This is a genomic window from Mucilaginibacter dorajii, assembly GCF_024808255.1.
Lineage (GTDB): Bacteria > Bacteroidota > Bacteroidia > Sphingobacteriales > Sphingobacteriaceae > Mucilaginibacter > Mucilaginibacter dorajii.
On record NZ_JANTYS010000003.1, the window covers coordinates 104319 to 121168 of the forward strand.

8 protein-coding genes are annotated in these 16850 nt (G+C 42.2%); all 8 read left to right on the forward strand.

Going from position 1 to position 16850, the window contains the following annotated elements:
* The first annotated feature begins 33 nt into the window (after window positions 1-33).
* The 8 genes from FHS10_RS04905 to FHS10_RS04940 all read left to right on the forward strand — a co-directional run bounded on the left by FHS10_RS04905 (window position 34) and on the right by FHS10_RS04940 (window position 16849).
* Entirely contained in the window at window positions 34-2076 is a 2043-nt protein-coding gene (locus FHS10_RS04905) for a beta-galactosidase (RefSeq protein ID WP_259088160.1), read from the forward strand.
* 21 nt (window positions 2077-2097) lie between these two features.
* The gene (locus tag FHS10_RS04910; RefSeq protein ID WP_259088161.1) at window positions 2098-4464 is read left to right on the forward strand and encodes a right-handed parallel beta-helix repeat-containing protein; all 2367 of its coding nucleotides are present in this window, start codon (window positions 2098-2100) and stop codon (window positions 4462-4464) included.
* A 13-nt stretch (window positions 4465-4477) separates the two neighbouring features.
* Entirely contained in the window at window positions 4478-6565 is a 2088-nt protein-coding gene (locus FHS10_RS04915) for a discoidin domain-containing protein (RefSeq protein ID WP_259088163.1), read from the forward strand.
* Window positions 6566-6608: 43 nt separating this feature from the next.
* Complete coding sequence (galA, locus tag FHS10_RS04920; protein WP_259088165.1) at window positions 6609-9092, forward strand: beta-galactosidase GalA; 2484 nt, start codon at window positions 6609-6611, stop codon at window positions 9090-9092.
* A 39-nt stretch (window positions 9093-9131) separates the two neighbouring features.
* Complete coding sequence (locus FHS10_RS04925) at window positions 9132-11576, forward strand: glycoside hydrolase family 2 TIM barrel-domain containing protein (protein ID WP_259088166.1); 2445 nt, start codon at window positions 9132-9134, stop codon at window positions 11574-11576.
* Between the two features lie 105 nt (window positions 11577-11681).
* Complete coding sequence (locus tag FHS10_RS04930; RefSeq protein WP_259088170.1) at window positions 11682-14729, forward strand: ligand-binding sensor domain-containing protein; 3048 nt, start codon at window positions 11682-11684, stop codon at window positions 14727-14729.
* 56 nt (window positions 14730-14785) lie between these two features.
* Window positions 14786-15415 (forward strand): response regulator, encoded by a 630-nt coding sequence (locus FHS10_RS04935; protein WP_259088171.1) that lies wholly within the window; start codon window positions 14786-14788, stop codon window positions 15413-15415.
* A gap of 144 nt (window positions 15416-15559) precedes the next feature.
* Window positions 15560-16849: a hypothetical protein gene (locus FHS10_RS04940; RefSeq protein ID WP_259088173.1), complete on the forward strand. Its 1290-nt coding sequence runs from the start codon at window positions 15560-15562 to the stop codon at window positions 16847-16849.
* Window position 16850 lies beyond the last annotated feature (1 nt).

Below are 16850 nucleotides of genomic sequence, written 5' to 3' on the forward strand. Positions count from 1 at the left end.
TTTTCAAAAAAAGTAAAAATATCAGTTAAATAAATGAAAATACAACTCAAACAGCTTTTGATAATTTCAACGCTCCTGCTTGTCGTTTTGTCGGTTAAAGCTCAGGAATTATACGTTGGCACCAATTATCATCCACATGATGATAAAGATCAGGAAAAAATAAAAAAAGACATCGGGTTGATGAAAGCTGCCGGGTTCAAGGTGGTTAGGATGGGCCACCTGGCCTGGGATAGTTACGAACCTTCTGAAGGTAGGTTTGATTTTAAATGGTTTGATTTTGTGATGGATATGATGAATAAAGCAGGAATTAAGGTGATTCTTGATATCGCTATTCGCCCGGCACCTGTTTGGTTACATCATAAATATCCTTCAATTGACGTTACCAGTCCGGGCGGGGTTGCACAATATCCCAACCATCGCTACATGGATGATGTAGGCGATCCGATGTATCAAAAATATGCTGTACGCTATGCGGATACACTTACAAAACATTATGCTAAACACCCGGCGCTGTTAGCTTTTGGCGTTGATAATGAACCTGGTGATGGCCCCATTTCATACTCAGAAACGGTAAGAAAAAGGTTTGTTGTTTGGTTAATGAAGAAATATGCTACCATTGATAATTTTAACACAGCCTGGGCTACGCAACGTTGGTCAAGAAGGATTAACGACTTTGATGAAGTTGGACTACCTGTAGCCGGCGAAAAAAACGGTGCCCCGGAGAAAATATTAGATTTCAGGCGCTTTATATCAGACGAAGTTAACCAGATATTATTCAAAGTACTTGACAGGGTAAATACAAATGCCCCTGGTGTACTTACTAACACCAATGCCTGGTACTTCAGTTGGATGAGATATTTTGACTATTCTGAAATTGCGTATTCCGGAAAAATGGCCCGCGAAGGTTGCGGCTACTATCCCGGAAACTCACTGACCACCAATTGGGGTGTCATGAACGCTAACTTTGTAATTTCCCGCAATCAGTTTGAAAGCACTAACCCTTTCTGGTGCAGTGAATTTACAACAATGACGGCGGTTCCCAATTCGATCAGAAAATCGGCCTACGCCACGCTGATGTACGGTAATCAAATGGTTTGCGGCTGGACCTGGCAAAGTATGTGGTCGGGCGAAGAACAATACCTGGAAGGGATGCTTGATTGGGACGGAACCCCGAACCGTAAATATGAAGAATACAAAAAGATAGCAACAGAGTTTAAAAAGATCGAAAAATATTTTCCTTACAAGGCCAGCCCGGAAGTTGGCCTGGCATTCTCATTCCCAAGTCAAATAGCCAGCAGTTCTTTCCCCGAGGCGCAGGACCAACAATTACAGAGCTGCTGGAATTTGTTTCATTACCGCAATATGGATTCCCGCATTTTGGAGATCAGCAAAAGCTCCTTAAAGTATAAATTACTTTTTGTGCCCGGTGTAACTGTAATGGATGAAACCACTGCCAATAAAATCCGGGATTTTGTAAAAAATGGCGGCACTGTTGTGATGACAAGTAATTCTGGCGTGGTTGACGAAACCGGGAAAGTATTTGCATCCACCCATCCCGGGCGTTTAAGCGATGTGTTTGGGATACGGGTAGCTGGTTATGAAGAAACAGAGCAGATGAATGAGATATCCCGCGCTTCGTTAAGAGGCAAAAAAATTGAACTAAATTACATGGGGAAAACTATCGGAACAGAATCAAGCCGATATGATGTTATTGAATCCAAAGGTGCTGAAATTCTCGGAAGCATAACCAGTTTAGATAAAGATTATCCAATTATTACGGCCAACAAGTACGGCAAAGGCAAGGCAATTTATGTCGGCTTGCCGGCAAGTGGCGAGGTATTGGGCCCGTTGCTTGATAAACTGATAGATGAACTGGGTATTAAAAAGGGGCCACAGGTACCAGCTGGTGTTATGGCCAGGCAAATTGACAAGAATCATTTTTTATACCTGAACGTGACGGGAGAACCAAAAGAAATCCCAATGAATGGAAAATCGGAGAGTATTCTTTTTGATAAAAGCTATGATGGCAATTTTACTGTTGCGCCATACGAGCCGGAGTTTATAGAAATAAAGTAGGTTTAATCCTTATAATATTAAATGCAGAAAGTTAAGAACTTAATCGTAACGTCACTATTGCTTGCTGTTTTCCTATGGCCGGCCGGCAGCAGCGCACAAACTAATTTATATGTTTCCCTCAGCGGTAATGATAGCAATCCGGGTACCCAAAGAGCCCCATTTGCTTCTATAAGCGGTGCATTGACCAGGGCGCGGAAAATTTCGGGCACTGTTTTCATCAGGCTTTATGCCGGTACCTATTATTTGAGTAATCCCGTTGTGTTCAGTTCTGCCGATTCAAGGAAGGATAATGAGCCACTTACTTTGACGAATGTTGACCATCAGAAGGTTACCATAAGCGGCGGCGCTATATTAGGCGGTTTGAACTGGACGGTATATAAAAATGGTATCTGGCAGGCTAAGATTGGTCATGACCTTGTTTTCGATGAACTGTTTGTGAACGGAAAATTACAGCGGATGGCCCGTTACCCCAACTATGATCCGTCGGCACAATTTCTCGGTGGTACAGCAGCCGATGCAATCAGCAAAGAACGGGCTGCAAGGTGGCAGTCGCCCGCGGGAGGGTACGTACATGCATTGCACAGTGCCAAGTGGGGTGATTTTCACTATATCATTACAGGGAAAGACACCAGCGGTCAGCCTATGTTAGAAGGGGGCTGGCAAAATAACCGGCGTTCGGGCATGCATGAAAAATATCGGTATACAGAGAATGTTTTTGAAGAGCTTGATACGGTCAACGAATGGTATTATAACAAGAAAACGAAAATCTTATATTATTTACCGCCTAAAGGCCTTGATTTAAAAACTGCAAAGTTTGAAACGCCCCAGGTTGCCCATTTATTTGAGTTCAGGGGGACGGAAGAAAAGCCGGTTAAAAATATTACTATCTCCGGCCTTACATTAACAGAAACGGTACGCACTTTTATGCAAAACAAGGAGCCGTTGCTGCGCAGCGACTGGACGATTTACCGGGGAGCGGCAGTATTTTACGAAGGTGCGGCACGTTGCCGTCTCGAAAATTGTGTGCTGCATGATTTGGGTGGCAATGCGGTCTTTTTTAGCAAATTTAACCGCGGCTGTGAAGTGGCCGGGTGCCAGATCTCCGAAATCGGGGCAAGCGGCATTTGTTTTGTCGGCGACCCGGCTGCGGTACGTTCGCCCAGCTTTGAATATAACGAGTACATACCACCTGCAGAAATTGACCGTACGCCCGGTCCCAAAACAAACAACTACCCAAAGGACTGTAAAGTTTATAATAACCTGATGTTTAATCTGGGTTTCGTAGAAAAGCAATCAACAGGTGTGGAGCTATCTATGTGCCAGGACATCACGGTGAGCCACAATACCATTTACGATGTGCCCCGTGCAGGTATAAACGTAAGTGAAGGAACCTGGGGAGGGCATATCATTGAATTTAACGATGTGTTTAATACCGTTAAGGAAACCGGAGATCATGGCTCATTTAATTCCTGGGGGCGAGACCGTTACTGGCAGGCCGATAAGAAAAAGCTTGATTCCATTGTTGCCGAAAACCCTGCGATAGCACTCCTTGATGTGGTGAAACCGATTATCATTCGTAACAACAGGCTCCGCTGCGACCATGGCTGGGATATTGACCTCGACGATGGATCAAGTAATTATCAGATTTACAATAACCTGTGCTTAAACGGGGGGATTAAGTTGCGCGAGGGCGTAACCCGTGTTGTTGAAAATAACATCATGGTTAATAGTACTTTTCACCCGCATGTGTGGTTTAAAAACAGCCAGGATATATTTCGTTGTAATATCGTCGGGGCAGCATACCTGCCTATCGGTATTTCCTCTTGGGGAAAAGAAGTTGACTATAACGCTTTTCCTGATTCCGTTTCAATGGCTGAAGCCCGTTTGCGCGGAACCGATAGTCATTCGGTGCAGGGCCCACTAACCTTTGAAAATCCTGAAAAAGGGGATTTTCGCGTGAGAGAGGGTGCAGCTGCGTTGTCTATCGGTTTCAAAAACTTCGCGATGGATAATTTCGGTGTTGTTTCCGCGCGGCTGAAAGCCATTGCCAAAAAGCCAATCTTCCCGGCAGTCGTTGTCACTAATAATTTAAGCAAAGATGATACGATAGATTTCATGGGGGCCAGGGTTAAAAACCTGAGCACAGCCGGCGAGCAATCTGCAACCGGCATGGACCAGATCAGAGGTGTGTTGGTGCTTTCAGTTGCACATGGGGCGGCAGCTTCGGGATTTCTCCAGGCCAATGATGTAATAATTGCTTTTAATCGCAGGCTGGTTAATAACCTTAAAGATCTGCTGGAAGCCCGGGGCGCGGTCGGGAAAAATACCGAAATAGTGATCTTCCGCAACCAACATCAATTGAAGCAAAAGATCGAAGTAAAGATGTAATAAATATGAATTTATGAATAGAAATTTTTTCTTGGGAATTGTGTTTTCATTATGGCCGGCAGTGTTTTGCTGTGCTCAAACCAGTGCGCCCAAACCATTTGGTCCGGTCCCAACCAGTAATCAACTGCGTGTGCAACAAATGGAATCCTATGCGTTTGTGCACTTTTCATTGAATACCTATACCGATCAATCCTGGGGATTTGGTAACGAAGATGTGAATTTGTTTAATCCCAAAGATCTGGATTGCCGCCAATGGGCACGTACATGCAAGGAAGCAGGTATGAAAGGAATTATCATTACCGCGAAGCATCACTGCGGCTTTTGCCTTTGGCCTTCAAAATATACAGCGTATTCTGTTAAAAATTCGCCATGGAAAAATGGCAAAGGCGATGTAGTGAGGGAAATGGCCGACGCCTGTAAAGAATACGGTTTGAAACTGGGCATTTATTTATCGCCCTGGGACAGAAACGACCCGGATTATGGCAAACCCGAATACATTACTTATTTCAGGAATCAGCTTACTGAACTGCTGACTAATTATGGGCCCATTTTCGAAGTGTGGTTTGATGGCGCTAATGGCGGGTCGGGTTATTACGGCGGTGCAAATGAAACCCGTACTATTGACCGGACAACCTATTACGATTGGAAGAATACCTATGCCCTTATTCATAAACTGCAGCCAAATTGCGTAATCTGGAACGACGGTGGCGACAGGGGCGATCTTCGTTGGGTGGGAACAGAAGCCGGTTATGTTGGTGAAACCAATTGGAGCTTGCTTAATGCGACCGGTGATGTGCCCTACAATATGCTGCATTACGGTTTGGAGAACGGTAACGCATGGGTGGCTGCTGAAGTAAATACCTCTATCAGGCCGGAGTGGTTTTATCACCCCGCTGAAGACACTAAGGTAAAAACGTTGCCTCAACTGATGGATACCTATTATCACTCTATTGGCCGTAATGCTACTTTCCTGCTTAACTTCCCTATCATGCCCAATGGCTTGATCAACGAAAGGGACGAAAAAGCAGCCCTGGAATTTGGCAAAGCGGTTAAGGAAGCCTTTGCGGTAGACCTGGCTAAAATAAAGAAAACAGCTGCATCCAATGTTCGTGGCAACAATAAAGATTTCGGTGCCGGCAAAGCTGTTGATAGTGATAACGACACTTATTGGGCTACGGATGATGATGTAAAAACGGCTTCGCTGACTATAGATTTGGGCAAGCCAACTACATTCAATCGTTTCCTGGTGCAGGAGTACATCCCGTTGGGGCAAAGGGTGAAGGCATTCACTGTTGAAGCCCTTGTTGATGGTAGCTGGAAAGAAGTAGCCAACGCGACAACGATTGGGTACAAGCGCATCCTTATTTTCCCGAGTGTGAGGGCAACAAAGGTTCGATTAAATATTACGGATTCAAAAAGTTGTATTGTTATTTCCAATATCGGTGTTTATGATGCGCCGCAAATTTTGACTGCGCCCTCTATCATCAGGGACCAGTCCGGTAAAATAATTGTAAACCCGGCAGACAAAGAATCAGTAGTTTACTACACATTAGATGGAAGTGCACCCACCACGACTTCAAAAAAATATACCGGGCCGTTTCAAACAGATGGAAAATTGGACGTGAAGGCAATTGCCGGCGACCCAACCACGGGCAAAAGCAGCCCCGAAGTTGAGGAGAAATTTGACTTGCCCCGCAAGGATTGGAGAATTTTAGGAATCAGCGATGAAAAGGCTAACGCAGTTTTAGATGGAGATCCTGCTACAGTATGGCACCAGGGCAAGGATGCAAAAATGCCGGTTGATTTGGTGATCGACCTGGGAAAAGAAGAAAGCCTGTCTGGTTTCAGGTATTTGCCCGACCCTGGTTTATGGGGCCCCGGTATTATTACAACCTATCAATTTTACGTATCTGCCGACAATAAAGAATGGAAACTGGTTGATGAAGGGGAGTTCTCCAATATCAAAAACAATCCGCTGATACAAATTAAAAACTTTGCGGCGGTAAAAGCACGCTATATTAAATTGAGGGCATTGAAAAATACCGAAGGCAACGATAATACAGGATATGCCGAAGTTGATGTGATTACAAGCCAGCCCTAATGTTATTATCCGGCATTTGAGGAGCCGGTTATCCATTTAAAAGATGAAGAATACACCTAATCAAATTAATAATCAATTATTTAATATGCTACTGCGGGGAATAGCGCTCTTATTTGCAGTTTTATTAGCTTTAAATGTAACAGCACAGGACAGGTTAAATGCCGGGTCTGAAAGGACAAGAGATAATTTTGACTTCAACTGGCAGTTCCACAAAGGCGATATCGCTATCAAACGGGCAGTGAAAGCTGCCGGATATGGCGGTTTAACAGATATCAATGTCAAAGTCGAAACAAATAAAGAAGCTATTGTTGCTTATACTGATGTTGATAAAGCAGCAACATTTAAACCCGAAGACTGGAGGGAAGTAAATCTTCCGCACGATTGGTGTGTAGAGGGGACTTTTGTTAATGATAAATCAATCGGGAGCTCGCCTGCTGTAAGCGGATACCTGCCCGGTGGGATAGGCTTTTATAGAAAAGAATTTGAAATACCGGAAGCCGATAAAGGAAAAAAAATAACTATAGAATTTGACGGGATTTTCAGAAACAGTACCATTTGGGTCAATGGTCAGCTTTTAGGCACGCACCAAAGCGGCTATACACCTTCTAATTATGATTTGACCGATGTTTTGCGTTATGGTAACGAAGGCAAAAATGTTGTTCTTGTAAAGGTTGACGCTACCGAATACGAAGGCTGGTGGTACGAAGGATGTGGAATTTACCGGCATGTTTGGCTTAATAAAACCGACAAGCTTCATGTTGATAGGTTTGGCACCTACGTTACCACATCTTTAGCCAGGCCTGATCAAGCTGATGTAAACGTAAAAACCAATATTAAAAATGAATATGGCGTAGTTAAAAACATCACACTCGTCTCTAAAATTGTAGATAATAAAGGAGTGGTGCTTGACACAAAAACTTCATCGCAAATAATTGAGCCATTTAGCACTACTGAGCTTTCACAAAAAGGAAGTATTCAAAAGCCCTTGCTTTGGACCCCCGAAACACCAAATCTTTATAGGGTACTGACTGAAGTTTCTGAAAACGGGATAATCGTCGATAATTACGAAACCACTTTTGGGGTAAGGACAATCGAAATAAACAGGAAGGGTGTGTTTCTAAACGGAAAGCTTTACCCGGTGAAGGGCACTTGTAACCACCAGGATTTTGCCGGAATTGGTGTGGCACTCCCCGATAAAATAAACGAATACAAATTAAAGTTGCTCAAGGAAATGGGCAGCAATGCTTATCGTTGTTCCCATCATCCACCAACGCCGGAACTGCTTGATATGTGCGATAGGATGGGGTTACTTGTATTGGACGAAAACCGCATGTTGTCCAGCTCTGAAGAAGGGATAAAGGATTTGAAAGCCATGTTGTACCGGGATCGCAACCACCCATCGATATTTATGTGGAGTATGGAAAATGAGGAATGGATTCAAGGCACGGTAACCGGGGCCAGGATACTAAAAACACTGGTTGACATCACCCATAAAATTGATCCGACGCGCCCGGTGACTGCCGCCATGAATCACGGGCGGAACGAAGGTGGTTATAGCGATGTGCTGGATGTTGTGGGGTATAACTATGGAGATAAGGGACTGGCGTATGTGAAAGACCATGAAAAATATCCCAACCGAATTGAGTTTTGTACAGAAGCCACAAGTTTTATTTCAACCCGTGGCGAGTATCAGAACGATTGGGGAAAGGGTTACGTCTCAAACCTCGGGCTATGGCAACCCAACTGGGGGCCATTACCAGGCGAAGACTGGGCGGATATTGTTAAATATCCGTACCTGGGAGGCTTGTTTGTATGGACAGGTTTTGACTATCGCGGTGAGCCTACGCCATACCAATGGCCATGCGTTACATCTCATTTCGGGTTTATGGATATATGCGGCTTCCCTAAAGACGGGTACTACGCGTACAAAGCGGCCTGGACAAACGAACCGGTTGTTCATATTTTCCCCCATTGGAACTGGCCCGGCAAAGATGGAGACAGCATAAAGGTGCATTGTTACACCAACTGCGACGAAGTAGAGTTATGGCTCAATGGCAAAAGCATAGGCAGGCAAAAAGCGATTCCCTATACCAAACTGATCTGGAACCTTATATATAAACCCGGTAAACTGGAAGCCAGGGGATATAAAAACGGGAAATTGGTAACCAAAGACGTTGTTGAAACAACAACGGCCCCGGCACAGTTGGCACTGAAGAGCGATTGCCGCTTACTTAAAGCTGACGGTACCGATGTGGCCGTTATCCAGGTGGCACTTAAAGATGCCAAAGGGAGGGTGGTCCCTACAGCGGCTAACCAGGTGAAGTTTTCAATTGAAGGCCCGGGAGTGATCATTGGCACGGGCAACGGTAATCCCAGCAGCCATGAGCCTGATAAGGCCAGCCAGCGGATGGCGTTCAACGGATATTGCCTGGTGCTGGTTCAATCCAATAAACAGGCAGGGGAAATCCGGTTAAAAGCTCAATCCGAAACCCTTAAAGGAGCCGAAGTTGTTATTAAAGTTCAATAAGGTTAAAATATTATTTCTTCAAAGAATCAAAAAATCACTATGAAGTTGCATAAAACTTACAGTACCACCTATCATGTTAAAGCAATGCTTACAGCCTTGCTGTTTTTGGCAACCAACATCGCGTGCCAGGCTCAAAATTCCGTTAAAATTGAACGGAAACAACTATTTGATTATAACTGGAAGTTTTTTCAGGGAGACACGGCATCGGCAAAATCAAAGGATTTTAATGATATGAGTTGGCAGAGCCTTGATTTACCGCACGATTGGAGTATCGAAGGCAAAATAAGTCCTAAAAACCCAACCGGAGGGGCGGGGGGATATTTTCCGGCAGGTATTGGCTGGTACCGGAAAACCTTCAAAGCCCCCCATGAATGGAAAGGCAAAAAAGTTTCCATTTATTTTGAAGGGGTTTATATGAATTCTGAAGTTTTTATTAATGGAAAATCACTTGGCACTTACCCTTATGGCTATTCATCCTTTAGTTATGACCTTTCGCCTTTTTGGGATTTTAATAATGAAAATGTGATAGCGGTGCGGGTAGACAATTCGCAACAAGTGAACAGCAGGTGGTACAGTGGTTCCGGCATTTATCGCCACGTTTGGATGAATGTTACCGATGCTGTACATATAGCCAATTGGGGAGTCGCCATTACAACCCCTGATGTGTCTCCCAAAAAAGCAACTGTTCAAATTAAAACATTGGTAAAAAACGAAAGTGATTTGCCTCAAAGTATTGCTCTTAGCACCTGGTTAAAAGATGCAAATTCTAAAAATGCAGGAAATAACCAGGTAAAGGTTGAACTGGCTGCAAATAGCGAGAAAGAAGTTGCCCAAACTATCATTGTGTCAAACCCGCAGCGATGGACGCCCGAAACACCCCGTTTATACGATGCACAAATAAGTATTATCCTAAATAAAAATGTAATTGACAGAACGGAAACGAGTTTTGGTATACGTTCCATAAAATTTACACCTGAAAATGGATTTCAGCTTAATGGTAAAACAGTAAAACTCAATGGCGGATGTGTACACCATGATAATGGTTGCCTGGGGGCTGCCGCTTTTGACCGTGCAGAGGAGCGTAAGGTAGAGTTGTTCAAAGAAGCAGGCTTTAACGCGGTAAGAACTTCTCATAATCCTCCTTCCGAGGCTTTTTTAAATGCTTGCGACAGGTTAGGCCTATTGGTTGTTGATGAATCGTTTGATTGTTGGAGAACAGGCAAAAACAAACAGGACTATGCTCAATATTTCGCCCGGTGGTGGAAACGCGACTTAGACGCGATGGTTTTACGGGATCGTAATCACCCTTCAATTGTAATGTGGAGCATTGGTAACGAAATAGTAGAGAGGGGCAGCCCGGACGCTGTAAAAACAGCCACAATGCTTGCAGATGCTATAAAAAAAATAGATACCGTCCGTCCGGTTACATCCGCTATTGTGGATAATGGTAAAGATTGGGCAACGCTTGATTCCCTTATGGCTGCGCATGATGTAGGTGGTTATAATTATCATTTATGGAGTGCGTCTGCTGATCATAAGCGGGTGCCTTCACGAATGATCGTTCAAACGGAGTCGTACCCCAGGGATGCTTTTGCAAACTGGAAACTGGTAAAAAGCAACAATTATGTGCTTGGGGATTTTGTTTGGACAGCTATGGATTATCTTGGAGAATCGGGGATAGGTCGCTGGTATTATTCGGGCGATGTACCTGGTGAACACTGGGAACATGATTTTTTCCCCTGGCACGGTGCCTATTGTGGCGATATTGATCTGATTGGATGGAGAAAGCCGATTTCGCACTACCGTAACCTGTTATACAATAATACCGAAAAGCTCTACATGGCTGTTCGTGAACCTGAGCCTGATCCCCTGGAGATTAAAACAACCTGGTGGTCTGTATGGCCGACCTGGGAAAGCTGGACCTGGCCGGCGTATTTGGGAAAGGCGATTAAGGTAGAAGTTTATTCAAAATACCCTAAGGTACGCTTGTACCTCAACAACAAGCTCATTGGAGAAAAACCAACGACCGACGAACAGGAACATAAAGCTGAATTTACAGTGCCTTATGCGGCTGGCCAGCTTAAAGCAGTAGGTGTGGAGAACGATAAAGAAGTTGAATCAACCGTTTTACAAACTTCCGGCGATCCTGCAAAAATCAAACTAACTGCTGATCGGAACGAGATAATCGCTAACGGACAGGACTTGTCTTACGTTACCATAGAGATAACAGACCAAAATGGTGTACTTCAGCCTAATGCTGCAAACCGTCTGCACTTTAAAGTTGAGGGCCCCGGAACAATTGCAGGAGTTGCCAATGCGGATATGAAAGATACGGACTCGTATGTTGGAAATACACATAAAGCCTGGCACGGACGCGCGTTAATTATAATTAAAAGCACTCATAATTCAGGCGATATTAAATTGACGGTTAGTTCCCCCAATCTATCAGGGGCTATTTTAAATGTTAAAACACTTGGGCATTAACATCATGAACGGTGAAAGATTTATATTATTTAACTTATAAAGATTTATCTTTAACTGCGCTGAAGCTATATTTAGTGATATTACAATAAGAGGGTAACATATCTCGTGAACAAAATTCAGAATGCTTTTTTAACTATAGCTCTTTTATTTTGTTGCCTGTTTGCCTCTGCGCAATATACTAATGTGTTTTTCAATAATGCGGGCATAAATCAGGGCCTATCACAAAGTAGCGTTGTTGATATTGCTTTTGATTCAAAAGGATTTGCCTGGTTAGCTACACAGGACGGTTTAAACCGTTATGATGGTATAGACTTTTTGATTGCCGACAAAAAATTCGACGATATTACCTCGGGCTTCAATAACAAATTAGGGAAGATTATACCGGCAGATGGCCATTTTTTATGGGTTATCTCCAAGGGCGGGAATTTAGAAAAGCTTAATCTCATCGATGGTATTTTTATACCGGTTAATATCATATCGGGCAAAGTGAAGCAGGTTTTAACCTGTATGCTGACTGACGATTACGGAAAATTGTGGTTAGGTACGGCAAGCGGTAAACTTATTTTATACGATAACAACACCGGTAAAATAGCCAGGGAATTTAACGTACCAACCAATAAATACCACCCCGCCATAAATGCTTTATACAGAGATTATAACAAGCGATTATGGATATTGGGAACTACCTTAAACTATCTTGAAAATGACGAGCTCAAGCCTTTTGAGTGTAAAACGGAGAAGCCAGACAAAACAATTCTTTATAGCTGCATTACCCAAGATAAGGCAGGTAATATGTGGCTGGGTAGTTGGGGCAATGGTTTGTTTCTTAAAAGAAAGAATGAAAATTGTTTTAAGCAATTCAATGGTTATGGTAAAGGGCAGCTATCACCAAGCCTGGTTATTGAGGCAATGTTGGCCGATTATAGCGGTAAAGTTTGGTTTGGCACTTACGGCGACGGATTGTTTATTGTTGATAATAAGGCAGCAATTATAAAACAATTAGTTAATGATAAAAGAAACTTGTCCTCGTTACCTTTTAACGATGTGCTTTCTATTAAACAGGACGCCAACAAAGGTATCTGGATTGGTACCGATGGGGGAGGCGTGAGCTATTATAATGAAAGCCGGAGTAATTTTATATTATTTAATAATCAAACTGTGCCGCAAAACGTAGATGTAGCACTGGTGAGGTCTGTTACAACAGATAAGAACGCAAATATCTGGGCCGGTACAACCAATAATGGTTTAACCGAAATTAACTATCGGGAAGGAATATTTAAAACCTGGCATTTTACATCTTATAAAAAAGACATTTACAATCCGGATAGGATAGTTTCGCTTTATAATGATCAGCAAAATTTATTGTGGATAGGTACGCAGGATAATGGTTTGTTACTTTTTGATCCGGTAAAAGGCAAAACAATTAAATGGTACCATCCGGAAGCATCAGCCAACCTAAACATCCCCGATGCAACAATCTGGTGTATGTACCCTGCCGCTAATGACAATGTGTGGGTAGGCACAGGCAACGCCGGGCTATGCCTGTTAGATAAACAAAAGGGTTTGGTTGGCAACTATGTGCCCGGTGATAATACGGATGCCATACGAACCATTATTGGCATAAATGACACTACATTGGGTATAGGTTTTGAAAAAACAGGCATCGGGTTTTTTAATACAATCACCAAAACTTTTGATATGCCGCAGTCAAAAAAGCTAAATACCTATTTTAGCGCCCAAACCAATATCAAAAGCCTTTATTATCAAAAACCTTTATTGTGGATTGGTACAGGTGGGGCGGGCATAATAACTTATAATATAACAAACGGAACAATCAGGCATCTGACAGCCGCTGAGGGCTTACCCAACAATACCATTTATGGAATTTTACCCGATGACATAGGCGATTTATGGGTAAGCACCAATAAGGGGCTGAGCAGATTTAACCCTGCAATTATTAATGGCAAACCCATTCCGTCGCAATTTACCAATTATACATCGGTACAGGGTTTACAAAGCAATGAATTTAATACCGGCGCGTACTATAAAAGCAGTAACGGCATGTTGCTTTTTGGCGGCATTAACGGGCTTAACCTGTTTGATCCTTCAAAGTTCAGGAATGAAAATAAAAACGTCTCTGTAGTTTTTACTAAAATATTGGTGGATAATGAACCCGTGGAAAATGAAACCGCAGCACCATTTAAAAAAACAGTTAATCTCTCATACCAAAATCATTCTGTTGCCTTTAATTTCGCGGCGCTTGATTTTTTCTCTCCGCTACAGTTTCATTATTATTATAAATTGGAGGGGTATGATAAGGCCTGGATAGACGCGGGCCAGCGTAATTATGTTTCATATACCAATGTCCCCGCGGGCCAATACAACTTCCTGATTAAATATGTAAAAAAGGATAATGTAGGCCATGCCGCCATCTCAAATATCATACTTAAAATAAGTGGACCTGTTTATAAAAAAACCTGGTTTATTATACTTGCAATACTACTATTCATGGGAGTTGTTTATGGTTTGTACCGTTACCGTATTGCCCAGTTGTTTAAATTGCTCCAAATTCGACAGCGTATTGCTACCGATTTGCATGATGATATAGGCTCTACTTTATCTAACATTAATATATTATCTGAACTTTCAAAAAAGAGCCTCGAAAATCCATCGCAAGCGAATAAGTTTTTAGATCGTATATCCGAAGAGGTGCAAACTTCCAGCCAGTCGCTTGATGATATTATATGGAGTATAAACACGCACAACGACAACTGGGGAGAAACGTTTAGCCGGATGCGTCGCTATGCAGCAGAGGTTTTTGAAAATAGCGGCATCCTTTACACTATAAAATTAGAGGAACAAGCCGGCACCAATGCTTTGAAAATGGAAAAGCGAAGGGATGTTTTTTTGATTTATAAAGAGATATTGAATAATATACATAAACACGCCGGGGCCACAGAGGTTGAAATTAACATGAGGTTTAATAAGCAACAATTAATAATGTCTATATCCGATAATGGTAAAGGATTTGATAAAAGCTTACAAACTCATCGTAATGGTCTTAAAAATTTAAATAATCGCGTTGCCCGGTGGAAAGGCACTATCAATATTGAAACAAATAAAGCAGGAACACACATTCATATTGCTATATAATTTAACTCACTCATTTGGGTGAGTTGAAGCATAAATTATTTAATTAATTTAGACAGATGAACTCCATTAGCCTGGTATTATTTGAAGACAACGATAGGTTGAGAGAATCGCTTGTCTTCTTGCTGAATAATACTGAAGGCTTTAGTGTATTGGCCGATTACAATAACTGCAACGATGCCGCCTCGGCCGTGCGCATTTATAAACCTGATGTGGTATTAATGGATATTGACATGCCCGGCAAAACCGGGGTAGAGGGGGTACGAATGGTAAAGGAGGCTATGCCTTTTACCGCCGTAATTATGTTTACCGTTTTTGAGGATGAGGACAAGCTGTTTGAGTGCCTTTGCGCGGGTGCCAATGGCTATATGCTTAAAAAAACACCACCGGGTAAGCTTTTTGAGGCTATACAGGAGGTAAAAGACGGTGGCGCACCCATGTCTCCGTCCATCGCCCGTAAGGTATTGAATAGCTTTAAACATATCAGATCAACCCAATATAATTTAACCCCGCGCGAACTGGATGTACTGCAACTGCTAATAAAAGGTTATAGCTCAAAAATGATAGCGTCCGAATTAACTATCTCTTTTGATACCGCCCGGTCGCACCTAAAAAACATCTACACCAAGCTGCATGTAAACTGCGGTAAGGAAGCTATCTCTAAGGCGCTTATAGAGCGTATTCTGTAAAACTCTCCTTCTTTTTCTATTCCTGGTACTACCCAAATGTGTGATTTACAGGCGTTGGCTTTATATGCAATTTTACAATATGATGTTATCCTAAATAAGGAAACGTGTAACAATAATAATTATTAAGCCTAATTATCATATCGTATGAAAACCTTTATTCTATTTGTATTATTTATTGGACTCAGTTTGTTATCACAAGCCCAGGTCTTCAAATTTAACACTCCATCGCCATTGAATGTTCAGAAAGCAAGTGCCGATAAGAATATATCTATTGGGGTTTCCCTTGCCAAAGCAACTAAAGATTGTACGGTGAGCTTCAAAGTAGACACGACGTCTTCAGCTTTGTCGGGAGAAGACTATGTTATATCTATAAAATCCCCGATTATATTGACTGCGGCCAATAAATATAAAGGCATAATCCAACTGGCTATAAAAGCAGAAAAGATCACCAACCTACCTCGGAAAATATTAAAAATCAACGTTGATTATAAGGACGAAAAAGGAGCCGCCAAAGATACGGAATTTGTGATTAACGTTTTTGCCAAGAATGATGGCAGTGCCGACGCACTACAGTATACCGTACAAGAGGAACAGATTAACAGGCACCTTTCATTTGAGGTTTTTACGGGAGGAACATTCGATTTTACTAATAATTTAAAATTTCCCCAAACGCTGGGTGGAGAACTTGTGATTAACGCCACTGATATATTCGGAAAAGACAAACGCTTCGGCTTTTTTTTAGGTGTTTCCAATTTCCAGAATTTTACTGTTGATTCTTCAAATGCCAATCTAAGGGTCCAAAGAATCCGCTTAGATACTGGCGTTTACCTAAATGGCAAAACCCAATACAAAGAGAACACATTTATCGATCATAAAAAATTGTCTTCCAATCAGTGGAGTTATTACATAAACCCTACTTTTCGTATTAATAAAACAAGAAGCGATTTTGTTAACCTTTATCTCTCGTTCCGGGCAGAAATAATAACCACTTCTACTCAAACGCAATTCTTAACAGATACAGTAAGCAGCGAAACTACCAATCGGCCATTAGGAAATTCGCCTATTTTTCAATCCGGAAAGGGTTTCTTGCTCCAAAAAGCAACTGATGTCGAGACCAACGGTTTTTATAGTTTAGGCTTGCCCGTATTTCTAACATCTCAAGATAAATTTAACCTGTATATAGATCCAAACTTAGGTATAACAAGTTATACATACGGCTCCTATATACCAAATGCGACCAATACCTCTTTGCAAAAGTTCACTACGCTAAAAGTGCATCCTTTTGGATTATTTAAATTTCGAGTTACTGAACAATACTCAGGTCTCAACATTACAATCGGAGGAGAAATCAGGGATGTATTTGGCACCTATCACCCAAGTATAAATGCCTACTTAGGTATAAAAGCAAACATTGGCAAATGGTTTAGTAAGTAAA

What these genes read in the sequence shown, in the direction of transcription:
- FHS10_RS04905 (WP_259088160.1), top strand. Translation starts at nt 34, where the DNA reads ATGAAAATACAACTCAAACAGCTTTTGATAATTTCAACGCTCCTGCTT.
- FHS10_RS04910 (WP_259088161.1), top strand. Translation starts at nt 2,098, where the DNA reads ATGCAGAAAGTTAAGAACTTAATCGTAACGTCACTATTGCTTGCTGTT.
- FHS10_RS04915 (WP_259088163.1), top strand. Translation starts at nt 4,478, where the DNA reads ATGAATAGAAATTTTTTCTTGGGAATTGTGTTTTCATTATGGCCGGCA.
- galA (WP_259088165.1), top strand. Translation starts at nt 6,609, where the DNA reads ATGAAGAATACACCTAATCAAATTAATAATCAATTATTTAATATGCTA.
- FHS10_RS04925 (WP_259088166.1), top strand. Translation starts at nt 9,132, where the DNA reads ATGAAGTTGCATAAAACTTACAGTACCACCTATCATGTTAAAGCAATG.
- FHS10_RS04935 (WP_259088171.1), top strand. Translation starts at nt 14,786, where the DNA reads ATGAACTCCATTAGCCTGGTATTATTTGAAGACAACGATAGGTTGAGA.
- FHS10_RS04940 (WP_259088173.1), top strand. Translation starts at nt 15,560, where the DNA reads ATGAAAACCTTTATTCTATTTGTATTATTTATTGGACTCAGTTTGTTA.